Below are 22,731 nucleotides of genomic sequence, written 5' to 3' on the forward strand. Positions count from 1 at the left end.
TTCGCCAGTGGATAACCGGTTAACGACAAGCCGGCTGATGTGGCGGAATTTCGACGCGCGGCGAACGACGGGCATTAACCTTATGTTTAAACTTTTACCCATGTCGCGGAATGCATGTTTTCTTTACCCCGGTGTGCCACTACGATACGCCAGCCGGAAATGCGCGGCACATACGGGGTAAATATGTACCGGAAAGTGGCGGTTCCGGGCGTAACAGTACAGGGTAGAGACGGCATGGCTCGCAAAACCACGATGACGCAGGCTCTCGACAGCGATGTCGAGCGGGAGCTCGAAGAAGCCCTCGACCTGGATCTCAACGACCCCGATATCGACTTGACCGCCTCTATGGAGGAATTGGAGGCGCAGATTTCGCAGGCCGCCGAGGAGCTTGCGCGCGAAGGCCGCGCCGACGCCGATGCAATCGAATCCATACAGACGGCAGGCACGGCGGATGAGCCCATGCCGGCGACGTCCGGCCCGGAGAGTGAAGACGACGCTATCGCCGCATCGCCGACCACGAAACCGTCCATAGAAACGGCACGCCCGGACCTGCGCCCCGCCGCGCCGTCACCCGCCAGCACGGCCGCTGCCCTGTCGGCCGCAAATGACGATCGCCAGAAAGATTTCCGCACCGCTTTTTCCACGATCGATCGTCGCGCCCCGCGCACAGTCTACTGGGGCGCCGCCCTTCTGTCGGTCTTGTGGATCGCAGGCGGCATCGCCCTCGGCCACATGCTCTACGCACCGGAAATCTGGCAGATCAGTTCGCTGTCTCAGCTTGCCGCGATGCCCGGGGCTATCGGCATCGGCGTCGGGACGGTCCTGCCGATCGTTCTGTTCTGGGGATTTGCGGTGATGATTCGCCGTGCCCAGGAGATGCGTCTTGCCGCCCAGTCGATGACGGAAGCCGCCTTCCGGCTCGCCGAACCCGAATCGCTTGCACAGGAAAGGGTGATGACGGTTGGACAGGCCGTTCGTCGCGAGGTGCAGGCGATGGGCGACGGCATCGAGCGTACCTTGGCGCGCGCGGTGGAACTGGAGACCCTGGTTCATACGGAGGTCAACGAGCTGGAGCGCGCCTATTCCGACAACGAGCGCCGTATCCGCACGCTCGTCGACGGCCTGGGCAACGAACGCGAATCAGTCATCAGCCATGCAGAGCGGGTTCGCTCGTCCATCACCGGCGCACATCAGCAATTGAAGGGGGAACTCTCGGCGGCCAGCGGCATCATCCAGGAGAACGTGCTCAATGCCGCCACCGAGCTCAAGTTCACCATTTCCAATGCCGGCGACACACTCATCAGCAGGGTCAACGAGAGCGGCTCTGCAATCTACGGCGCCATCGACGAGCGCATGGACACGATCGCGGACCGCATCACCACCTCGGGCGAAGCCTTCGCCAGCCTGCTCGATACACGCATTGCCTCACTGACCGAAAGCACCGAGACGGTCACGCGGTCGCTTTCGGACATGCTGGACGAGCGCACATCCGGCATGGTCTCCGTGCTCGGCGGCGCCACCAAGTCGTTGACAGACGAGTTCGACACGCGCCTGGAAAGCATCGAGCGCACATTGGCCGAACGCGGCCAGACGCTCATCAGCGAGTTCGAAACGCGCGTCCACGCGCTCGATACCGGCACCGAAAAGCTCAATGCCGCACTCGAGGCGCGGGCACGGCAGATCAACGAATCGCTGGTGGAACGCACGCGCGAGATCGCCGAAGCCTACAACAGCGGCCGCGACGAACTTTCCCAGGCGATCGACCACGGCAAGGCAAAGATCGGCAACGAAATGGCCGACCTGGTCATGTCGACGTCGACGATGCTGGAATCGCGTGCCGCCGATTTCGGCGAAAGGCTGGAAGCCGGCCGCGCGCGCATGGTCGAGCTGCTCGAAACCGATCTCCAGAAGCTGGAGGATTCGCGCGGCACGATGGACGAGATCGTCTCGGGCTACCTCACCAAGCTGTCGGAGAGCCGCGACGGCCTCACCCAGGCGCTCGAGCACGACCTCGACCGCCTGGCGGCCACGCGCTCGGACATCGACAGCGAGGTCTCGTTGCACCTCGACAAGCTGTCAGAGGGCCGCAACGCGCTCACGCAGGCGCTACAAGAGGATCTCAACCGACTCGAGCAGAGCCGCTCGGGAATCGACGCCATCGTGGCGAGCCACCTCGACCAGCTCAATGTGGGGCGCACCTCCCTCGCCCAGGCTCTGGAGACGGATCTTGGGAAACTCGGCGAAACCCGGGCCGAGATCGACAATCTCGTCACCGAGCAGGTCAGCAGGATCAGCTCGGGCCGCAACGAGCTCACCGCTGCCCTGCAGAGCGACCTCGAAAGGATCGCCTCGGTGCGTTCCGATGTCGACAATCTCGTCGCCGAACAGATTGCCCGCCTGGCAGAGGGCCGCAACCAGCTCACCTCGGCCCTCGAAGGCGACCTGGCCAAACTGACCGAAACGCGCAGCATGATCGATGCCACCGTTGCCGATCACGTCAACCGTCTCGCCGAGGGTCGAAACGGGCTGACCCAGGCCCTGGAGTCGGACCTGGCCAAGCTGACCGAAACGCGCGGCATGATCGATTCCGTTGTCGCCGAGCAGCTTTCGGGGCTGAATTCGGCGCGCGACCAGATGGCGACGGCCATGGCGGCGGACCTGCGCCGGCTGGGCGACACGCGCGCCGGCATCGACGCCTCCGTTACCAGTCACGTCGCCAAGCTTTCCGAGGGCCGGGACATCATGGCCCGGGCACTCGAGCACGACCTGCAGAAGCTGTCCGATACCCGTGCCGCCGTCGATGCGGCGGTCCAGGCGCATGTCGAGCTGCTGGCCTCGAGCCGCGGCCAGATCACGGACGCCCTTGCCGCCGACGTCCAGCGCATCGAGGACGCCTTCCGCCAGCAGACGGGTGTCATCGACGAGCGCACCTCGACCATCCGCGAAGCGCTCGAGGGGGGTGTCAACCATGTGCGCCAGACGATCGAGAATTCGGCGATCGTGGTCGCCGGCTCGTTGCGTGACCGCGTGGTCGAGATCACCTCAACCCTCACCGGAGACGCCGAAAAGGCATTTGTCGATGCCGATGAAAGGATTGCGGCACGTGTCGAAAGCAGTTCGGCAATGCTGTCGCAGCGCGCGTCCGACATCGCCGCCGCCTTCGACAACGCCGAGCACAGCCTCGGCGAGCGCGTCGAGACTACGGCCAGCCGCCTGACGGAACGGGCCGGCGAACTGGCCAGCGTCTTCGAGGACACCGACCGGCGCCTTTCCGAACGCGCAGGCGAAACGGCGATCCTGCTGTCCTCACGCGCCTCCGAGATCGCCCGCACCTTCGACGAAGCCGACGAGAAGCTCGCCGCACGCGCCGAGAACACGGCCCAGTCGATCGTCCAGCGCACCGAGGACATCGCCTCCCAGGTCGACGCCCGGGCGCAGCAGATCGGCGCCTCGATCGCCGGCGTCGAAACGCGCATTGACGAAAGTGCGGAACGTCTGTCGCAGCGTCTCGGTTCTGAACTGGCCGGTGTCGAAGAACGTCTCGGCGGCGGCGCCGAAGCCATCGTCAGCCGCATCAACAGCGAACTCGATCAGGCCGAGCAACGCCTGCGCTCGGGCGCCGAATATGTCGGCGGAAAACTGGTCGAGCAGGTCTCGAGCACCGAAGAACAGCTCGTTGCCCGCGCCAACGCCATCGCCGAGACATTCTCGGCGGTCAACGAGCATATCAGCCAGAGCACCGGCCGGGCGTCGGAGACGCTGGACGAGAAGACACGCGAGCTCAACCAGCTTCTGGCAAGCCGCACGGCCGAGATCGGCAAGGTGCTGGAGGAGCAGGCGCGGCCGCTGGCCGACAGCTTCGCCCAGAGCGGCGGCGAGTTGCAGAAGAGCCTGGAGGACGCGACGCACAAGGCCACGGAGCGGCTGCGCACCGAACATGCCGCACTGGTCAACGCGATCGCCAGCCGCACTGCCGAAACGCTTACCGCCGTCGAAGGCGCGCGCGAGACGCTGGGCGATCACGTCAACACGCTCATCGACCGGCTGAGCGATTCCAACGGCCGGCTGTCGTCGCTCATCGACGCGGCCACGGAGAACCTCGGCGCGCTCGACAAGCAGCTTTCGGGCTCGACGGAAACGTTCGCGGCCAATGCGGAAAAAGCGGCACAGACTTTCTCCAGTTCCGCCCGCATGATCGATACGAACGCCAATCGCCTTACCGATCTCGCATCGCAGACGCTCAAGGAGATTGCCACAATCGCCAATCGCTTCGACGAACACAGCCGTGTTCTGTCCAACGCCCAGGATCTGATCGGGTCGGCGCAGTCAAACCTGAGCACGACGCTGGAAGACCGCCAGACGGCGCTCGAGGAACTGGCGGTCGGGCTGGTCAAGAAGTCGGAAGATATCGAACGCACAATGCGCTCATTCGAGGATCTCGTCGGCAAGACGGTCGAGAAGGCCGAGGGCCGCACGCGCGCGACCACCGAGCAGATCAGCCAGTCGATCTCGTCGGTCATCGAAGGGGCGACCGAGCGTTTTGCCGGCGCAACGGAGGAGATCCGTCGCACCGCCCAGACCATCCGCAGCGAGCTCGAGGAGACGCGTGGCGAACTGCGCAAGGGCGTCCTGGAGCTGCCGGAGGAAACCAAGCGTTCGACCGGTGCGATCCGCCGCGCCGTCGGCGAGCAGATCAATGCGCTCAAGGAACTCTCCGACATCGTCACCAAGTCGGGACGGATGTACGATGCCACCGCGTCCGCATCACAGCGCCAGGCGCCTGCGCCTGCGGCCGCCCCGCGGCCCGCGCCACGTGCGGCGCCGAGCAATCCGGCTCCGGCTCCAACCCCCACTCCAGCAGCGAACGGCGCGCTGCGCGGATCCGTCTCTCCTGCCCGCCCGGAAAATGCCGGCGGCGATGCGAACCAGGGCGGCTGGGTCCAGAACCTGCTCCGTCGCGCCTCGCAGGATGAAGCGGCGCAGCCAGCCAAGGATGACCGTTCAGCGCTGCATGTCGTGGAATCGCTCAACTCGCTGTCGGTCGACATCGCCCGGGCGATCGATCACGAGGCGTCGATCGAGTTGTGGCAGCGCTACAGGCGCGGCGAGCGCAACGTCTTCACGCGCCGCCTCTATACGCTGAAGGGCCAGCAGACGTTCGACGAGATCCGCCGCAAGTATCAGTCGGATTCGGAATTCCGCAGCGCCGTCGACCGCTATTGCGAGGATTTCGAGAAGCTGCTGCAGGATGTCTCGAGCAACGACCGCGACAACATGATGACGCAGACCTATCTCACCTCGGATACGGGCAAGGTCTACACGATGCTGGCCCATGCGAGCGGCCGATTGCGCTGACAGGACGGCAAGGACGCACGATTCGTGCAATAACGCGGCGGACCACTCCGCCGCGTTTTTTGTTGCCGCGACGAGAACTTGGAAATTCACTATCGCCCGTCCGTCAGATCGTGGCGTTGACCCAGTCGGTGATATCCATTGCGGCCTGCCCGAAAGCCCGGTCGAGCGCAGCCGCATAATCGGCGTTCGAGCGGCCGGTCAGCGGTGACCTGGCTTCGAAAAGGCGTGTAGCGCGCACGACGCCGTTGCGGTCGTTGAGGATGCGCACGAACAGCCCGACATGGGCCTGGTCGCCGCCGGCCAGGCTGATGTCGAAAGAGCGCACGTCCACGATGACCTGGTAATCGATCGCCAGGCCCTCACCCGGCTTGCCGACACCGCCGAAACCGCCGGACCGCTGCAGCGCCTCGGCAAGCCTGGCCTGGACGATGCGTGGCAGGCGATCGCTCCACTGCGCCCCTTTCAGAAAGGCGACGGAGCCGGATCCCGGCCTGATGACGATATTCTGGCTGTCGAGCGATTTGAGGGCCGTCGGCTCGGCTACCAGAACCTGGGTGCGCGAACGCGACGCGCGCGCGGCCACGACCTGTGGAGCCGTGAGCTCGAACGTATCAAGAGGCGCCGGGCCACCGCCGGGCAAAAGGGCGCAACCCGACAGCGTCGCGGCCAGAATCGTCGCCAGGACTGTGTTGCGAGTGTTTCTCACCCGTTTGTCCCCGTCGTCATCCACCCCTCCGACGGGCCCTCTCCTACGGACCATCGCTTAATTAGTTACTTGCGGTGGGCGGGCCGGCTTGTCAACGCCGTGTGCGCCCGTCGTATTGTGGAACGCCCCCTGCTCCACCGGTAATGATGCGTTGCGGGTTGCGCTCCAGGTCGCTCACCGCCTGTTCGATGCGGTTGATCGAACGGCGCGCGTCACGAATGAGTGCCTCGGTATCGCGCAGCCCCTGGCCGCTGAACCGCGCCAGGCCGTCGGTGATCGTGCCCAGCCGCGCATTGAGCGTGTCGGCAACCTGACGGAACGCCTGCAACGTCTCGGTCGCCTGCTGCATCACCCCTTCGGCGTCGCCCGATCCAAGCAGGCTGTCGACCTTCGCAAGCACTCCGTCGACGCGCACCGACGCCCGGTTCAGCCTGGCCGACATCTCCTGCGCGTCGGTGATGATGCGGTCGACGTCGTCGCCCCGCATTGCGAAACGATCGGTCAGCTTTGCGACATTCGCCGCGGCCTGCCGTGCGTCGGTCACGGCCCCGTCGATATCGTCCATTGTCGACTTGACGCGCTCGGGATCGACACTTGCGAGGATGTCGTCGACCTTGCCCAGCGTTTCACCCGCTCCATCCGACAGCCGACGCACCGACGTAACGGTCTCGTTCACATTGGCGACGACGGTGTCGAGATCGCCGGTCGCGGAATCGAGTTTTTCCGTAAACTGCTCGACATTGCCGACGATGGTCGCAATCTTGTCGCGGTCGACCGAGCGCAGCAGATCCTCCGCTGCCGCCAGCGTCGTGTCGAGCCTGTCGGAAACGGTGCCGAGCTTTTGCGACAGCTCGGAGAAATTCGACAGGAAGGTATCCACACCGTCGGCATTGCGGCTGAGGGCCTGCGAGAAGGTGCGCGCATTGTCGAGCGTTTCGACGAGCGGGCCACGCGCTTCCTTGGTGAAATCCTCGAGCTGCGTCATCACCTTCTCGGCGCGGGTAAAAATATCCTGGGCGCTTTGCAGGAGGCTGGTCACGGCGGAAGGGTTGGCCGTGATCTCGGCGACGGTATTGTCGGCTTCCGCCTTTTCGAGCAGGTTCGTTTCCTGCGGATTGCCGCCTCGCAGTTCGATATTGGCTTGGCCGGTCAGCCCGGCGATGCCGATATCGGCAGCCGTTGACGGCGTGATCGGCGTCAGTCGGTCGACCTCGGCATCGGCAATCGCCACGTTTGGATTGGTGACGTCGATATAGACGCGGCGCACGTCGCCCACCTTCACGCCGTTGAAAAGTACGAAACTGCCGCGTCCGAGCCCTGCCGCCGAACCGGGGATGCGCACGCGCAGCATCGTGGTTTCGCCGTTGAGGCTGATGCCGGCGGCCCAGTAGATGAAGCCGAACATGGCCAGCACCGCCAGAACGGTGAAAATGCCGACGATGACGTAGTTGGCCTTGGTCTCCATCAGTGTGCGGCCCCCGCGACGTGATCTGCGTCATTGCCTTCGACGACGATGCGCCGGGCGCGCTTGCCGTGAAAATAGGACTTCACCCAGGGATCGTCGGCCGCAAGCATGTCCTGGATGGTTCCTTCGACCAGCACTTTCTTGTTCCCAAGCACCGCTATGCGGTCGCAGACGGAAAACAGGCTGTCAAGGTCGTGTGTGACCATGTAGACCGTCAATCCCATCGTATCGCGAAGCTGCGCCACGAGTTCATCGAATTCGGCCGCGCCGATCGGATCGAGGCCCGATGTCGGCTCGTCGAGGAATACGATCGCCGGGTCGAGGGCCAGGGCGCGGGCAAGTGCGGCCCGTTTGACCATGCCGCCAGACAGTTGCCAGGGGTATTTTTCCGCCGCATTGGCCGGCAGGCCGACCAGCTCCAGCTTGAGCATGGCCAGTTCGTCCATGAGACGCTGCGGTAAATCGAGATATTCGCGCATCGGCACCTGGATGTTCTCGCGCACATTGAGCCCGGAAAACAGCGCGCCCTGCTGGAACAGCATGCCGATCTGCATGTCCAGCCGCAAACGTTCGGCATCGCCGGCGCGGTCGAAATTGACACCCAGGAGGCGGATCGTGCCCGACTGCTTCTTGTTGAGGCCGAGAATCGTGCGCAACAGGACCGACTTGCCTGATCCCGACGCGCCAACGAAGCCCAATATCTCGCCGCGGTAGACGTCGAGCGACAGGCGGTCGAGAACGGTCTGCGAACCGAACGACACGGAGATGTCGCGCACCGAAAGAATGACCTCTTTCGTCTCTTTCGGCGCGGCAGCCGCAGGCTTGCCATTTGGCTTCGTATCGACCATCGACAGGGCCTCAGAAATCGATCGCTGCGTAGAACATGGCAAACAGGCCGTCGACGACAATGACGATGAAAATCGACTTCACGACCGACGACGTGACATGGCGACCGAGCGATTCGGCGCTGCCTTCCACCTTCATGCCCTCAACCGAGCCGATGATGCCGATGATGATTGCCATGAACGGTGCCTTGATCAGCCCGGCGAGAACGGTCGACAAGTCGATAGCATCGCGCATCCGATCGATGAAGGCTTCCGGCGTGATGCCGGAATAGACCCAGCTCACACCCATCGCACCGCCGATCGCGGCAAAATTGGCAACGACCGTCAGGCAGGGCAGCATGATAACCAGCGCGGCCAGGCGCGGCATGACGAGAACGCCCACCGGATTGAGCCCGATGACCGTCAGCGCGTCGATCTCTTCGCGCATCTTCATCGAACCGACCTCGGCGGTGATTGCGCTGCCGGATCGGCCGGCAATCATGATCGCCGTCAACAGAACGCCCATCTCGCGCAGCACCAGAATGCCGACCAGATCGACGACGAAGATCTCGGCGCCGAAATAGCGCAGCTGGAACGCTCCCTGCTGTGCCACGATCGCGCCGACGATGGTCGACATCAGCACGACCACGGGTACGGCCCGAACGCCCATGCGGTCCATCTGGCTGACGACCGCCGCCGGATTGACGGCGTGGCCGCGGCCCAGTTTCATCTGCGAGCCGCGAATGGTCGCGCCGAGAATGTGCATGCCAAGAATGAACTCTCCGCCGAACTGGTAGACGCTGCGGCCGATCGTCTCCAACAACCCCAGGATCCCCCTGCGGGCGGGCACAGTGTCGGGTTCCTGTTCGTGCCGGATCGCGTCATCGACCGCGGCAAGCAGAATGCCGGCAGAGCGCGTCCCGCCCTCGATGGCGACTTGCGCGCCGAACTTCTCCTGCGTCACCGCAAGGCGCTTGATCAGCCAGGCTCCGGCCGTGTCGATGCGCCCGAGCTCCGACAGGTCGAGCACGAGCGAACGAATCCCCCGGCGCTTTTCAAGCTCACGCATCCCGCGATCGACCGCGCCGATCTCGGCGGTTGTCCATGTGCCGCTGAAACGCACGCGCATTGCGCCGTCGGCCTCGTTCTCTTCGAACTGAGGCGGTGGTTCCGCTCCGCCCACTTCAGGCGGGCTTGCATCCGTTCCGTCTTCGGTCAACATGCTCATGTTCATAAAGATTCATTTCCGCCATGTCGATTTACCACATGCCGGCGGAGCGTTATCGAGGATTGAAATATGTCGCGTCGCATGGACTATCAGGTCGAGAGCTTTCCCATCGAGGGACAGTTCAGGATCTCGCGCGGCGCCAAGACCCAGGCCGATGTGGTTACGTGCCGAATCACCGACGGCATTCATAGCGGCCAGGGCGAATGCGTGCCCTATGCGCGCTATGGCGAAAGCATGGACAGCGTTGCCGACACGCTGGAAAAGGCGCGCGCCGAAATCGAGAAGGGCATCGGCCGAACGGAACTGCTCGAGGCGATGGCGCCAGGTGCGGCACGCAATGCCGTCGACTGTGCGCTCTGGGACCTTGAAGCCAAGATGATTGGTCACAGGGCCCACCAGAAAGCCTGCCATATCCTTCCGCGGCCTGTCGTCACCGCCGTTACCATCTCGCTCGACGAGCCCGGCGAAATGGCCGCCCAGGCCCGGGCCAACGCCCTGCGCCCCTTGCTCAAGGTCAAGGTCGGCTCGACCAACGACGTCGCGCGCATCCATGCCGTCGCCAGCGCGGCTCCCAACAGCCGCATCATCCTCGATGCCAATGAGGGCTGGACCGAGGACAACATCAAGGAAAACCTGCTGGCCGCCGCTCAATTCCACGTGGCGCTCGTCGAGCAGCCCTTGCCGGCCGGCAAGGACGAGATCCTGCGTCACATGCCACATCCGGTGCCGATCTGCGCCGACGAAAGCGTTCATACCGCCGAGAGGCTGGACGAACTCAACGGGCTCTATGACGCGGTCAACATCAAGCTCGACAAGACCGGCGGCCTGACCGCGGCAATTCAGTTGCGCCAAGAGGCGCGCGCACGCGGTTACGGCGTCATGGTCGGGTGCATGGTGGGCACGTCCCTGGCCATGGCGCCGGCCGTGCTGCTGGCCCAGGACGCCGATTATGTGGATCTCGACGGGCCGCTGCTGTTGGCCAGGGACCGCGCGCCCGGCCTGACATATGCCGGCTCTCTCATTTCACCGCCCGAACCTGCCCTTTGGGGGTAGGCCGGTCCGCACCGAAACGATGTTCGCTCGCCGGCCGCGCGGACGCACGGTACGGTGAACGCGCCCAGCCGCTCTGCATGGGGGCGCACAGGCGGACCGCAAGCGCCGAGGCGCTGGCGCGATGTCCGGGCAACCGGACGGTCGGCGAAAGGCAGAGCGAAAGGCGCCGTATGCAGGCCAGAAGACATCTTGGCTCGGCCAGCTGCGCGTCAGGCGGCTTCGAATGTCTTGTCAGGGAAGCTGACGACCGTTTCGGGGGAGACGGCCCGCTTGCCGCCTTTCACGCCCGTCCAGGTCAGTATCTCGAAACGCCCGTCATGCGTTTCGGCGATCGCCGTGCAGCTTTCCACCCAATCGCCGGTGTTGATGTATTCGACATCACCCATGTGCTCGATCGCCGCATGATGGATGTGACCGCAGATGACGCCGTCGACGTCTGACCGGCGCGCTTCCTGCACCACGATCGTCTGGAAGGTGCTGATGAAGGAGACGGCCTTCTTCACCTTCACCTTTGCCCAGGAGGAAAACGACCAGTATGGCAGGCCGAACAGGCGCCGCGCGGTGCCCACGGCCCGGTTGATGACGATCGCGATGTCGTAGGCCTTGTCGCCCATATAGGCGAGCCAGCGCACATTGTGGACGATCGAATCGAACTGATCGCCATGGATGACGAGGTAGCGACGGCCGTCGGCCGTTTCGTGAATGGCGCGGTCGGCCACGACGATCCCGCCGAAATGCACACCCTGGAAGGGCCGCAGGAACTCGTCGTGATTGCCGGCGATATAGATCACCCTGGTGCCCTTGCGCGCCTTGCGCAATATCTTCTGCACGACGTCGTTGTGCGCCTGAGGCCAATGCCAGGAACGTCTCAGCCGCCATCCATCGACGATATCGCCGACGAGATAGATCGTCTCGGCCTCGTGAAAGCGGAGAAAATCGATGAGGAATTCCGCCTTGGCCGGCTTGGAGCCGAGGTGAACATCGGAAATGAAGAGGGTCCGGAAGGTCTTGATCGGTGTGCCGGTCATGTGCGGGTCCCCGGATGTTCGATATGACTGCAAGACATGATTCATGTCACAGCCATATGACGGTTGAGGTTTCCGGGCACCGTGGGATAGTGTGCGCGCCGGTTGATTTGGCACGGAGGACAGGCCGTTGGAACTTGGGATAAAGGGCAAAAAGGCGATCGTTTGCGCGTCGAGCAGAGGGCTGGGCCGCGGCTGTGCGATGGCGCTTGCCGAAGCTGGCTGCGATCTCGTCGTCAATGGGCGTGACGAGGCGGTGCTGGCGGCCACCGCTGCCGAGATCCGCGAGTTGTTCGGGGTTTCGGTCACGGAGGTGGCGGCGGATGTCTCGACCGCCAAGGGCCAATCCGCCCTGCTCGCGGCCTGTCCGGACCCCGACATTCTGGTCAACAACAATGGCGGGCCGCCGCCAAAGGATTTCCGCGAGCTCGACCGCGAGGCTCTGCTCGAAGGCGTCACGCAGAACATGGTCACGCCGATCGAACTGATCCAGGCCGTCATCGACGGCATGAGCGAACGCGGGTTCGGTCGCATCGTCAACATCACTTCGCTGTCGGTCTATCAGCCGATCTCCGGCCTCGACCTTTCCTCCGGCGCACGGGCCGGGCTGACTGCATTCCTGGCCGGCGTGGCGCGCACCGTCGCCCGCTCCAACGTGACCATCAATGCCGTCCTGCCGGGCAAGTTCGACACCGATCGGATCAGGAAGACGCTGGAGTTTTCCGCCGCAAAGGCGGGCGTGAGCGTCGACGAGCAGGCAGGCAAGGTGGCCAACGACATTCCGGCGCGCCGCCTCGGCACACCGGAGGAATTCGGCAAGGCCTGCGCCTTCCTGTGTTCGGCCCATGCCGGCTATATCACCGGACAGAACCTGATCCTCGATGGCGGCCTCTACAACAGTGCTTTCTGACCCAAAAATTGAAGACATCTCTCAAAGAGCGAGGGTAGTTAATTGAAACTCATACGTTTTGGAAATCCAGGATCGGAACGTCCGGGCCTGATCGATACCGACGGCGCGATCCGCGACGTCTCCAGCCTCGTCGCGGATTACGGGCCTGAGACCCTGTCGCCGGACCTGAAGAACACGCTTCAGGCGGCCGACCTTTCCGCGCTCCCGAAAGCGCCGGGCGACGCCCGGATCGGGCCGGTGGTCGCCCGTGTCGGCCATTTTATCGCGATCGGCCTCAACTATGCCGACCATGCCGCCGAAACGGGGGCGGCCATACCCGAGGAGCCGATCGTCTTTTCGAAGGCGCCGAGTTCGCTTTGCGGACCGGACGACGACGTGCTCCTGCCCAAGGGCTCGCAGAAGCTCGATTGGGAGGTTGAACTCGCTGCGGTCATCGGCAAGCGATGCGACTATGTGGAGGAGAAGGACGCGCTCGATCACGTGTTCGGCTATGCGCTTTGCAACGACGTCTCCGAACGCGAGTATCAGGCCGAGCGCGGCGGACAATGGATCAAGGGCAAGAGCGCGCCCACATTCGGCCCGCTCGGCCCCTGGCTGGTCACGCCCGACGAGATCGGCGACGTGCAGAACCTGGCCATGTTCCTCGACGTGAACGGCGAGCGCATGCAGACCGGCAATACCTCGACCATGATCTTTTCCGTTGCGGCGATCATTTCCTACCTGTCGCGCTTCATGGTGCTGGAACCCGGCGATGTCATCACCACGGGAACGCCGCCCGGCGTCGGCCTCGGCATGAAGCCGCCCCGCTTCCTCAAGGCCGGCGAGACGATGCATCTGGGCATCGAAGGCCTTGGCGAGCAGCGTCAAACGGTGGTCGCGCGCTGAACGCGGCCGTCGTCCAAACCGGGCCCATGTGGCCGCGGCCCAATTGTCGCGGCGGAACAGGAAGCTGTTTCGCCGTTTCGCAACTTAAAATGCCCGACGGTCATGGTAGCGTGCAACCGACAGGCAATCCGGACCCGCACAAATGACCGAGAAGAAACCCAAGCCCGCCAAATCCGAATTCGACGAAGCCGCCCTCTTCTTCCATCGCTATCCCTCTCCGGGAAAACTGGAGATCCAGGCGACCAAGCCGCTGGGCAACCAGCGCGACCTGGCTTTGGCCTATTCTCCCGGCGTGGCCGTGCCCTGCCTCGAGATCAACACCGATCCGGCCACCGCGGCCTACTATACCGGACGGGCCAACCTCGTCGGCGTGGTGTCCAACGGGTCGGCGGTTCTGGGGCTCGGCGATATCGGCGCGCTCGCTTCCAAGCCGGTCATGGAGGGCAAGGCGGTCCTGTTCAAGAAGTTCGCAGGCATCAATGTCTTCGACATCGAGATCGACGCTCCCGAGATCGAGCAAATGGTGGAGACAATCGCAGCGCTCGAGCCGACATTCGGCGGCATCAACCTCGAAGACATCAAGGCACCGGAATGCTTCGAGGTCGAAGAACAACTGAAACAACGCATGGCGATCCCGGTCTTCCACGACGACCAGCATGGCACGGCGATCATCGTCGCTGCCGCCGTGCTCAATGCCCTTGAACTGGCCGGCAAGGACATCGACAAGGTCAAGATCGTCACCTCGGGTGCCGGCGCCGCCGCACTCGCCTGCCTCAACCTGCTCGTCGAACTGGGCGCCAGCCGGGACAATATCTGGGTCACCGACCGGCACGGGGTCGCCTATAAGGGGCGCGTCGAGGAGATGGATCGCTGGAAGGAACCCTACCTGAAGGAAACCGACGCGCGCAGCCTCGCCGACGTCATCGGCGGCGCCGACGTGTTTCTCGGCCTGTCGGCCGCAGGGGTCTTGAAACCCGAATTGCTGGCCGAGATGGCCGACAAGCCGCTGATTCTGGCGCTTGCCAATCCTGTTCCGGAGATCATGCCGGAAGTGGCTCGAGACGCCCGCCCGGACGCCATGATCTGCACAGGCAGATCTGATTTCCCCAATCAGGTCAACAACGTACTGTGTTTTCCTTACATATTCCGTGGAGCGCTTGATGTCGGCGCTACGGCGATCAACGAAGAAATGAAGATGGCCGCGGTGCGCGCCATTGCCGCTCTGGCGCGCGAGGAGCCTTCCGACGTCGCCGCACGCGCCTATTCGGGCGACACACCGACATTCGGCCCCGAATATCTGATCCCCTCGCCCTTCGATCCCCGGCTCATCTTGCGCATTGCGCCGGCCGTTGCGCGCGGCGCCTGCGAAAGCGGCGTGGCCATGCGGCCGATCACCGACTGGGAGGCCTATATCGATCGGCTCAACCGGTTCGTGTTCCGCTCCGGTCTCATCATGAAGCCGGTCTTTGCCGCCGCGCGCAAGGCGGCGAAGCAGCGCGTCATCTATGCCGACGGCGAGGACGAGCGCGTGCTGCGCGCGGCCCAGGTCGTACTGGAGGAAGGCATCGCCAAGCCGACCCTCATCGGCCGGCCGCACGTCATCGACGTCAGGCTCAAGCGCTACGGGCTCAGGATCAGGCCGGGCACGGATTTCGATATCGTCAATCCGGAGGACGATCCGCGCTACCGGGCCTATGTCGACCTTCTGATCCGGCTTGCCGGACGCCGCGGCGTGACCCAGGAAGCCGCGCGCACCATGGTGCGCACGAACAATACGGTGATTGCCGCGCTCGCCATGATGCGCGACGAAGCGGACGCGATGATCTGCGGATTGGAGGGCCGGTTCGAGCGCCATTTGCGCAATGTCGGCCTGATTATCGGCCGCAAGCCGGGCGTGCGCGACCTCTCGGCGCTGTCGATGCTGATCATGCAGCGCGGCGTCACCTTTTTCACCGACACCTATGTGTCGGTCGAGCCATCGGCCGAGGAGATCGCCGAGATGACGGTTCTCGCGGCGGACGAAATTCGCCGCTTCGGCATCGAACCCAAGGCCGCCCTGCTCTCTCTGTCCAATTTCGGCTCGCGTGACACGCCAAGCACGCTGAAAATGCGCCGGGCGGCCGAACTGGTTGCCGAGCGCGCGCCCGACCTGGAGGCGGATGGCGAGATGCACGGCGATTCGGCCTTGTCGGAAGTCCTGCGCCAGCGCGTCTTTCCGCATTCCAGGCTGACGGGTGAAGCCAACCTCCTCGTCTTCCCCAACCTCGATGCGGCCAACATCGCACTGACCACGATCAAGACCATGACGGACGGCCTGCATGTCGGACCGATCCTGCTCGGCACCGCCCGTCCGGCCCATATTCTCACACCGTCGGTCACCTCGCGCGGTATCGTCAACATGACGGCGCTGGCCGTGGTCGAGGCATCCCAACCGGTCAGCGCTGGAAGCTGAAGCGGCAAGTCTTGGCAGACGAAGCGAAGGATCGGCCATGAAACGCCAGCTTGCCGCCATCGCCATCATCGCTTTTGCGGTATCGGCCGGTGCCGGATCTGGTGAAGCCGACGCCGGGTCGCCGATCTGCAACCGGCTCGAAAGCAGACTCACCGCCCTTTCGGGCGACAGCGGCGCCGACCGGCGCATGGTCCAACGATACACGCGGGCCATTCAGACCCAGCAGAGGCAGATTGCCAAGGTCCGGAACCAACGTCGGCGGGCCGGTTGCGAGGGAAGCATCATCCGGTCCGATGCGGGCAATGCCTGTCACTCCCTGAGCCGCAGCCTGGAGCGAATGCAGCACAATCTGCGCAAGCTGAAACGCGAGCACAACGCGCTCGCCGGCGGCGGTCCGGACGAGCGCCGCGAACGCAGACGGCTTATGGCCTCGCTCGAGGCCAATCACTGCCGTGCAGGGCTGGCGAACGCTCCGGGCCTCGTGCAGCAGTCACCGGGCATGTATCGCGTGATGCCGCAACAGCCACGGCAGAATGTGCCGCACTACCGCACCCTGTGCGTTCGCGCCTGCGATGGCTACACCTTTCCTATCTCCGACGACGTGCCGCCCGAAGCCTTCGACAATGATGCCGAAACCTGCGCCGCGCGTTGCCCCGGCTCGGATGTCGAGCTCTATGTTCAGCGGATTGCCAGCGAGGATGGTGAAGGAAGCGGGCCCGTGGTCTCGCGCTCCGGGGCACTCTACGAGGAACTGCCAAACGCATCCCTCTACCGCCAGCCCGGCTACGAACGCCCGCCGCAATGCGGCTGCAGTGGGTCAGGAAGCTCCTCGGTCATCGGGGAGGAAGCGAGTACGGCGTCCGAGCCTCGCACATCAACTGCACGGGATAGCGATGCCAGAACGTCGGGGAATGTCCCCCGCGACCGCAAGGTCAGGGTCGTCGGGCCAGAGTTCCTTCCCGACCCAAAAGGGGCAATAGATCTGCGAGCTCCGGCCCCGACTGGCGGCCGGTGAGCGCCAGGCGCAAGGGCATGAATAGCGCCTTGCCCTTGCGGCCCGTCGCCTCGCGTACCGCGCCGGTCCATTCTTTCCACGTCGAGCGGTCCCACGGCTCGTCCGGCAGGAGGTCGAACGCAGCGCGAAGGAACTGACGCTCCTCGTCGGTGAAGGCAGCGCCCGCCTCCGGCCCCTCAGTGACGATGCGCCACCATGCGGCGGCGTCGGAAACCCTGTCGAGATTGCCCCGCACGGCAAGCCAGAACGCTTCGGCCTTCTCTCCCTTGACGCCAAGCGCCATCAGCCGGTCGCGCACATCCTCGAAGGGCAGTTCATGAACCAGAGTGCGGTTGAGGATGACGAGATCGGCGGGATCGAATTTCGCTGCCGACCGCGAGCTGGATGCGGGATCGAATTCGTCGGCGAGTTCGTCCAGCGACCGGGCGGCCGTCACATTGCCGGACGTCCCGGTGAGGACGGCGAGCGAGGCGACCGCCATGGGCTCCAGCCCGTCCTCGCGAAGGTTGGCAACCGAGAGCGCGCCGGTGCGCTTTGACAACCCCTCGCCGCTGGCGGTGGTCAGCAGATTGTGATGACCGAAGGCCGGTGCCTCGGCGCCAAGCGCCTTGAACAACGCAATCTGGACGCCGGTGTTGGTCACGTGGTCGTCGCCGCGTATGACATGGCTCACGCCCATGTCGTTATCGTCGACCACGGACGGCAGGGTATAGAGATAAGTGCCGTCCTCGCGGATGAGCACAGGGTCGGACAGCGACGCCAGGTCCACCGTTTCCTCTCCCCGCACCACGTCGTTCCAGCTGATTTCGGTGCGCTGCGTCTCATGCGGATCGGCGGCAAAATTCGGCAGCAGGAAACGCCAGTGCGGGCGGCGTCCTTCCGCCTCCAACTGCTTCCTGTCTTCCTCGGTCAGATCCAGTGCCTCGCGCCCGTAGACAGGCGGCAGCTTGCGCGACAACCTGACCTTGCGCCTGAGCTCCAGTTCCTCCGGCGTCTCATAGCATGGATAGAGCAGACCGGCGGACTTCAGCCGTTCGGCTGCCGCATCATAGGCGGCAAAGCGTTTCGATTGATACTCGACCGCGTCGGGGAATATGCCGATCCAATGCAGGTCGTACAGGATCTGGTTGGCGAATGCCTGGGTCGAGCGCGCAAGGTCGGTATCGTCGAAACGCTGGATGAACCGGCCATTGCGGTTGCGCGCGAACAGCCAGTTGAACAGCGCCGTGCGCAGATTGCCGATATGGATATTGCCGGTCGGAGACGGGGCGAAGCGGACGGTTACAGTCATGCTTGCGAGGTATCCGAAAGGCCTGGTGCTGGCAAGACGCGCGCCTTCACCCGCGCCGTGACATAGGTCATGAGAAAGACCATGGCGAAGCAATAAAGCCCCATCACCGCAATCTGTGCATCGTAGGCAACACCCAGGTCGATCAGCGCACCGGTAAGGCCCGGCCCGGCCGCCGTCGCGAAGACGAGAATGGCGACCGTGACCGCACGAACGGAGTCCAGATTTTTCAGACCGTAGATTTCCGGCCACAGGGCACCGAACAGCGTCGAGGAAAAGCCGTATGACACGCCCATCAGCCCCATGAAGACAAAGGCGCTCCATTGCGCGTCGAAATTTGCCAGGATCAGGCATGACGCCCCGAGCGGAACAAGAAAGACCGGCAGCAGCGATATGGCGGAGAAACGGTCGATCAGATGGCCGGAAATGAGCACGAAGGTGATCGTCATGACGGCCATGAAGGAAAACGACGTGGCGAACATCTCCATCGACCAGCCGCGCAGCTCGACCAGATAGACCTGGTGAAAGAAGATCGTCGTGCCGATGAAGCCGGGCGCCACGACGCCCAGCAACAGGAGATAAAAGATCGGGTCATGCAACACCTCGCTCCGCGTCCAGTCGCGCACCGCCGGCTTGCTGGAGACGGGGTCGGTTGAGCGCGGCGCGCGCTCGATCGCGATCAGGGAGGCAACGACCGGCAGGGCGATCACGACGAGGACGGCCGCCGCGACGAGCCAGGAATTGCGCCAGCCCACCCAGCCGGCGACAAGCACGAACAGCAGCGGAAAGACCGCCTCGCCGGCATTGTGTCCGAGTGTTGTGATCGACACGGCGCGCCCGCGCTGGGCGGAGAACCAGCGCCCCATGGCGGTGAAGGCGTTCTGGGTCATCATGCCCTGGCCGAAGAGCCTGAGCAGGTAGAGCGTGACGGCGAGCAGCGCGATATGATGCGAGATGGACATCATGACGGTGGCAAGCGCCAGCATGGGAATGATGAACATCGCCACCTTCTGCGCCGAGTGCCGATCGACGATCTGTCCGAGCTTCGGCAGCGTCAGGGCGCTTGCCAGCGTGGCCAACATGTAGACCGCCCCGAATCCGCCGTGACTAAGCCCGTATTCGGCGCGGATATCTCCCGCCGAAAGCGAAATGAAGAAGGTCTGGCCGAAGGAGGAAAAGAAGGTCAGCAGGAACCCGCCCGCCAGCCAGCGCGCATTGTCACGAATGAAGATGAAAAACTGCATGAAGTCTCGCGGCGATGCCGGCTGGAACCGGGCGTCAGGACGGATCGGATTGCGTTGTCATCCTATCCGCGCCTTCGCGCCGGGCAAAGGCCAAAACCCGGCTGGTCCTATGCTTTTGACTGGGCGTTCGACCAAGGGGTTGCCAATCAAATAAGTCAATGCTTATCTCAATTGCATGGAGAACACAGAGATCTTTCGAGTGCTTGCCGATCCGACCCGCCGCGCGGTCTTCGAAAGCCTTGCAGCCGGCGAGAAGAACGCCACCGAACTGCGGGCCGGTTTCGCCATATCGCAACCCGCGATCTCGCAGCACATCGCCGTCTTGCGCAAGGCGGGACTGGTGCGAGAGCGCCGGGCGGGCCGGCATGTCAATTACAGCGTCGATCCTGAAGGATTGCGCCCGCTGCTCGATTGGGTGGTGCGATATCGCGATTACTGGCCAGCGCGCGTCGAAAAGCTCCAGCGACTGGTCAAGGAGATGGATCAATGAACCAACCCGAAACCCGCATCGGCGAAGATGGAACGGTCGCTGTCGAATGTCGGATCGACGCGCCGCCCGAGACGGTCTGGCGCGCGCTTACCGAGCCGGACCTAGCGGCCGAATGGCTGGGTGTCGCGCCGCTCGATGCGTCGTCAGACGGAGAGAAGGACCAGGCCGGTTTCGAGATTGTCGATGCGCGGCCCTTCACGCTGGTGCGTTACCGCTGGCATGAGGCTGGAGAGAGTGGCCTTGCCGACACATATGTCACGATAAGGCTGGCGCCAGCAGACAACGGCGGCACCGCGTTTCGCCTCGACCATACGCCTCCCGGCGCCATGGGAACGCCCGCCAATGCCAACGCCGCGCCGGTGGCGCTGGCGGCTTGATGTGGACTGGACCGAAATCCGGGGAGAAGAACCGATGCGCAACTCAATGAACCTTGTTCCCACGGTGGTCGAGCAGACCCAACGAGGCGAGCGCTCCTATGACATCTTTTCGCGTCTCCTGCGCGAGCGCATCATCTTTCTCAATGGGATCGTGGACGATGCCTCGGCCTCGCTGATTTGCGCCCAGATGCTGTTTCTGGAATCGGAGAATCCGAAGAAGGAAATCCAGTTCTACATCAATTCCCCCGGCGGCGTGGTGACGAGCGGGCTCGCCATCTACGATACGATGCAGTTCATTCGCGCGCCGGTGGCGACGCTGTGCTACGGCACGGCGCGGTCCATGGGATCGTTCCTCCTGATGGCAGGTGAACCGGGCATGCGTGTCGCACTGCCCAATGTCAGCATCCTGTTGCACCAGCTCTCCGGCGGCTTTCAGGGTCAGGCGTCCGACATCGAACGCCATGCCGAGGACATCTTGAGGGTCAAGCGCCGGCTGAACGGCCTTTACGCAAAGCACTGCGGCCGCTCGCTGGACGAGGTCGAACGCACGCTCGACCGCGACTATTTCATGAGTGCCGAGGAAGCGCGCGACTGGGGCATCGTCGACGCGGTGCGCGGAAGCCGCGAGGATCTGGAGCCACCCCTGGCGTGAGCGCCAGGCGCTCGGCCTCTGATTAGCTGCGATCCCGGAACCGATTGGTGATCGGATAGCGCCTGTCGCGGCCGAAATTCTTTTTGGTGATCTTCACGCCCGGCGCAGCCTGCCGGCGCTTGTATTCGGCAACATAGAGCAGGTGCTCGATCTTGTGGACGATTTCGCGGTCGTGGCCGCGTGCGACGATTTCGTCGACACCCATTTCGTTTTCCACCAGGCATTCCAGAATGTCGTCGAGTTGCGGATAGGGCGGCAGCGAATCCTGATCGGTCTGGTCGGGCCTGAGTTCGGCCGAGGGCGCCTTGTCGATGATGTTTTGCGGGATCACCTCGCCCGACGGACCCAGCGCACCGGGCGGCATATGGGCGTTGCGCCAGCGCGCCAGCGCATAGACCTGCATCTTGTAGAGATCCTTGATCGGGTTGAACCCGCCATTCATGTCGCCATAGAGCGTGGCGTAGCCGACCGACATCTCCGACTTGTTGCCCGTCGTCACCACCATCGAGCCGAACTTGTTGGAGATGGCCATGAGAATGGTGCCACGCGCGCGGCTTTGCAGGTTTTCCTCCGTGATGCCGGTGTCCGTTCCCTCGAAGATCTGGGTGAGCGCGTGGTTGAAGCCTTCCACGGGCTCGGCGATCGGAACGATGTCGTAGCGGCAGCCAAGTGCGCGGGCGCAGGCTTCGGCGTCGGCCAGGGACTCGGTGGAGGTATATTTATAGGGCAGCATGACGGAGCGCAGACGCTCCTCGCCCAGCGCGTCGACGGCAAGGGCCGCACAGATGGCCGAATCGATGCCGCCCGAAAGGCCGATAACGACATTGCGAAAGCCGTTCTTGTTGACGTAGTCGCGCAGCCCCAACATGCAGGCCCGATAGTCGGCTTCCTCCTTTTCGGGAATGCGCGACATCGGCCCGTCGGTGCATGCCCAGCCATCGCCGTCCCGCTTCCATGTCGTGACGACGACGGCTTCCTCGAACTGGCTCATCTGGAAGGCCAGCGACTTGTCGGCGGCAATGGCGAAGGAGGCTCCGTCGAAGACGAGCTCGTCCTGGCCGCCGAGCTGGTTGGCATACAGGATCGGCAGCTCGCTCTCGATCACCTGCCGGATGACCACCTGATGGCGCACGTCGACCTTGCCGCGGTAATAGGGCGAGCTGTTGGGCACGAGCAGGATTTCGGCACCGCTTTCGGCCAGCGTCTCACACACGCCGACATCGTGCCAGATGTCCTCGCAGATCGGGATACCGAGCCGCACCCCGCGGAAACTGACCGGTCCGGGCATGTCGGGTCCGGCCTGGAAGACGCGTTTTTCGTCGAACTCGCCATAGTTCGGAAGGTCGAGCTTGTAACGCTCGGCAATCGCCTTGCCGCCGTCGAGGACCATGACCGAATTGTGCAGCCCGCTTTGCCGTTTGAGCGGCGTGCCGATGATGACGCCCGGCCCGCCATCGGCGGTGTCGGCGGCGAATTCGTGCACCGCACGCTCGCAGGCAGCCACGAAGGCCGGTTTCAGCACCAAGTCCTCCGGCGGATAGCCGGCAATGAAGAGTTCGGTGAACAGCACGAGGTTGGCGCCGTGGCGAGCCGCCTCGGCCCGCGCCTCGCGCGCCTTTGCGAGATTGCCGGCAATGTCGCCGACGGTCGGATTGAGCTGGGCGACGGCGATGCGTAAAACGTCGGGCGGCGGTGACATATTCGTGCTCATGACAGGGGTTTAGCCTGACCGGACAGGCACAGCAACTGCTCAAAATATGCG

Annotated in this window: 17 protein-coding genes; 9 read left to right on the forward strand and 8 right to left on the reverse strand. The window is 63.8% G+C overall.

Annotated features, from left to right (window positions below):
- Window positions 1-234 precede the first annotated feature (234 nt).
- On the forward strand, window positions 235-5,355 hold the full coding sequence (locus GM909_RS06705) for an apolipoprotein A-IV repeat region-like domain-containing protein (protein WP_157015435.1): 5,121 nt from the start codon (window positions 235-237) through the stop codon (window positions 5,353-5,355).
- Window positions 5,356-5,458: 103 nt separating this feature from the next.
- On the opposite strand, the gene GM909_RS06710 is transcribed toward GM909_RS06705, so the two are convergent.
- From GM909_RS06710 to GM909_RS06725, 4 genes are all read right to left on the reverse strand, one after another.
- A complete protein-coding gene (locus GM909_RS06710; protein WP_235911698.1) occupies window positions 5,459-6,061 on the reverse strand; it encodes an ABC-type transport auxiliary lipoprotein family protein in 603 nt (200 codons plus the stop codon).
- 91 nt (window positions 6,062-6,152) lie between these two features.
- The gene (locus tag GM909_RS06715) at window positions 6,153-7,526 is read right to left on the reverse strand and encodes an MlaD family protein (RefSeq protein WP_157015437.1); all 1,374 of its coding nucleotides are present in this window, start codon (window positions 7,524-7,526) and stop codon (window positions 6,153-6,155) included.
- Window positions 7,526-8,374, reverse strand: a complete 849-nt coding sequence (locus tag GM909_RS06720; protein WP_157015438.1) for an ABC transporter ATP-binding protein — start codon at window positions 8,372-8,374, stop codon at window positions 7,526-7,528. The genes GM909_RS06715 and GM909_RS06720 overlap by 1 nt, the downstream gene beginning before the upstream one ends.
- A 10-nt stretch (window positions 8,375-8,384) precedes the next feature.
- Window positions 8,385-9,572, reverse strand: a complete 1,188-nt coding sequence (locus GM909_RS06725) for an ABC transporter permease (protein ID WP_157015527.1) — start codon at window positions 9,570-9,572, stop codon at window positions 8,385-8,387.
- Between the two features lie 75 nt (window positions 9,573-9,647).
- On the opposite strand from GM909_RS06725, the gene dgcA reads away from it, so the two are divergent.
- The gene (gene dgcA, locus GM909_RS06730; RefSeq protein WP_157015439.1) at window positions 9,648-10,631 is read left to right on the forward strand and encodes an N-acetyl-D-Glu racemase DgcA; all 984 of its coding nucleotides are present in this window, start codon (window positions 9,648-9,650) and stop codon (window positions 10,629-10,631) included.
- Between the two features lie 209 nt (window positions 10,632-10,840).
- Here the strand turns inward: dgcA and GM909_RS06735 are convergent, their stop codons facing one another.
- A complete protein-coding gene (locus GM909_RS06735; protein ID WP_157015440.1) occupies window positions 10,841-11,659 on the reverse strand; it encodes a UDP-2,3-diacylglucosamine diphosphatase in 819 nt (272 codons plus the stop codon).
- A gap of 127 nt (window positions 11,660-11,786) precedes the next feature.
- Between GM909_RS06735 and GM909_RS06740 the strand changes: the two genes are divergently transcribed.
- From GM909_RS06740 to GM909_RS06755, 4 genes are all read left to right on the forward strand, one after another.
- Window positions 11,787-12,566, forward strand: a complete 780-nt coding sequence (locus tag GM909_RS06740) for an SDR family oxidoreductase (protein WP_157015441.1) — start codon at window positions 11,787-11,789, stop codon at window positions 12,564-12,566.
- A gap of 42 nt (window positions 12,567-12,608) precedes the next feature.
- The gene (locus GM909_RS06745) at window positions 12,609-13,451 is read left to right on the forward strand and encodes a fumarylacetoacetate hydrolase family protein (protein ID WP_157015442.1); all 843 of its coding nucleotides are present in this window, start codon (window positions 12,609-12,611) and stop codon (window positions 13,449-13,451) included.
- Between the two features lie 142 nt (window positions 13,452-13,593).
- On the forward strand, window positions 13,594-15,903 hold the full coding sequence (locus GM909_RS06750; protein ID WP_157015443.1) for an NADP-dependent malic enzyme: 2,310 nt from the start codon (window positions 13,594-13,596) through the stop codon (window positions 15,901-15,903).
- 37 nt (window positions 15,904-15,940) lie between these two features.
- Window positions 15,941-16,918, forward strand: coding sequence for a DUF2865 domain-containing protein (locus GM909_RS06755; protein ID WP_157015444.1), 978 nt, complete (start codon window positions 15,941-15,943; stop codon window positions 16,916-16,918).
- Here the strand turns inward: GM909_RS06755 and gltX are convergent.
- Entirely contained in the window at window positions 16,836-18,209 is a 1,374-nt protein-coding gene (gene gltX, locus GM909_RS06760; protein ID WP_157015445.1) for a glutamate--tRNA ligase, read from the reverse strand. The genes GM909_RS06755 and gltX overlap by 83 nt on opposite strands.
- Window positions 18,206-19,450, reverse strand: coding sequence for an MFS transporter (locus GM909_RS06765; protein ID WP_157015446.1), 1,245 nt, complete (start codon window positions 19,448-19,450; stop codon window positions 18,206-18,208). Before GM909_RS06765 ends, gltX begins: the two co-directional genes overlap by 4 nt.
- A 175-nt stretch (window positions 19,451-19,625) precedes the next feature.
- Between GM909_RS06765 and GM909_RS06770 the strand changes: the two genes are divergently transcribed.
- Genes GM909_RS06770 through GM909_RS06780 form a run of 3 tightly spaced genes read left to right on the forward strand, consistent with a single transcriptional unit; the run spans window position 19,626 to window position 20,969 of the window.
- Window positions 19,626-19,940, forward strand: a complete 315-nt coding sequence (locus tag GM909_RS06770; protein ID WP_157015447.1) for an ArsR/SmtB family transcription factor — start codon at window positions 19,626-19,628, stop codon at window positions 19,938-19,940.
- Window positions 19,937-20,317 (forward strand): SRPBCC family protein, encoded by a 381-nt coding sequence (locus tag GM909_RS06775; RefSeq protein WP_157015448.1) that lies wholly within the window; start codon window positions 19,937-19,939, stop codon window positions 20,315-20,317. The genes GM909_RS06770 and GM909_RS06775 overlap by 4 nt, the downstream gene beginning before the upstream one ends.
- 34 nt (window positions 20,318-20,351) lie before the next feature.
- A complete protein-coding gene (locus GM909_RS06780; protein ID WP_157015449.1) occupies window positions 20,352-20,969 on the forward strand; it encodes an ATP-dependent Clp protease proteolytic subunit in 618 nt (205 codons plus the stop codon).
- Window positions 20,970-20,991: 22 nt separating this feature from the next.
- Here the strand turns inward: GM909_RS06780 and GM909_RS06785 are convergent, their stop codons facing one another.
- Complete coding sequence (locus GM909_RS06785) at window positions 20,992-22,680, reverse strand: NAD+ synthase (protein WP_407941254.1); 1,689 nt, start codon at window positions 22,678-22,680, stop codon at window positions 20,992-20,994.
- Window positions 22,681-22,731 lie beyond the last annotated feature (51 nt).

Origin of the sequence: Mesorhizobium xinjiangense (genome assembly GCF_009749525.1) — a bacterium.
GTDB lineage: Bacteria > Pseudomonadota > Alphaproteobacteria > Rhizobiales > Rhizobiaceae > Mangrovimarina > Mangrovimarina xinjiangensis.

Bases quoted from the DNA above. Each gene is read 5' to 3' on its own strand.
- GM909_RS06705 (WP_157015435.1), top strand. From the start codon at position 235: ATGGCTCGCAAAACCACGATGACGCAGGCTCTCGACAGCGATGTCGAG.
- GM909_RS06715 (WP_157015437.1), bottom strand. From the start codon at position 7,526: ATGGAGACCAAGGCCAACTACGTCATCGTCGGCATTTTCACCGTTCTG.
- GM909_RS06720 (WP_157015438.1), bottom strand. From the start codon at position 8,374: ATGGTCGATACGAAGCCAAATGGCAAGCCTGCGGCTGCCGCGCCGAAA.
- GM909_RS06725 (WP_157015527.1), bottom strand. From the start codon at position 9,572: ATGTTGACCGAAGACGGAACGGATGCAAGCCCGCCTGAAGTGGGCGGA.
- dgcA (WP_157015439.1), top strand. From the start codon at position 9,648: ATGTCGCGTCGCATGGACTATCAGGTCGAGAGCTTTCCCATCGAGGGA.
- GM909_RS06735 (WP_157015440.1), bottom strand. From the start codon at position 11,659: ATGACCGGCACACCGATCAAGACCTTCCGGACCCTCTTCATTTCCGAT.
- GM909_RS06750 (WP_157015443.1), top strand. From the start codon at position 13,594: ATGACCGAGAAGAAACCCAAGCCCGCCAAATCCGAATTCGACGAAGCC.
- GM909_RS06755 (WP_157015444.1), top strand. From the start codon at position 15,941: ATGAAACGCCAGCTTGCCGCCATCGCCATCATCGCTTTTGCGGTATCG.
- gltX (WP_157015445.1), bottom strand. From the start codon at position 18,209: ATGACTGTAACCGTCCGCTTCGCCCCGTCTCCGACCGGCAATATCCAT.
- GM909_RS06765 (WP_157015446.1), bottom strand. From the start codon at position 19,450: ATGCAGTTTTTCATCTTCATTCGTGACAATGCGCGCTGGCTGGCGGGC.
- GM909_RS06770 (WP_157015447.1), top strand. From the start codon at position 19,626: ATGGAGAACACAGAGATCTTTCGAGTGCTTGCCGATCCGACCCGCCGC.
- GM909_RS06775 (WP_157015448.1), top strand. From the start codon at position 19,937: ATGAACCAACCCGAAACCCGCATCGGCGAAGATGGAACGGTCGCTGTC.
- GM909_RS06780 (WP_157015449.1), top strand. From the start codon at position 20,352: ATGCGCAACTCAATGAACCTTGTTCCCACGGTGGTCGAGCAGACCCAA.
- GM909_RS06785 (WP_407941254.1), bottom strand. From the start codon at position 22,680: ATGAGCACGAATATGTCACCGCCGCCCGACGTTTTACGCATCGCCGTC.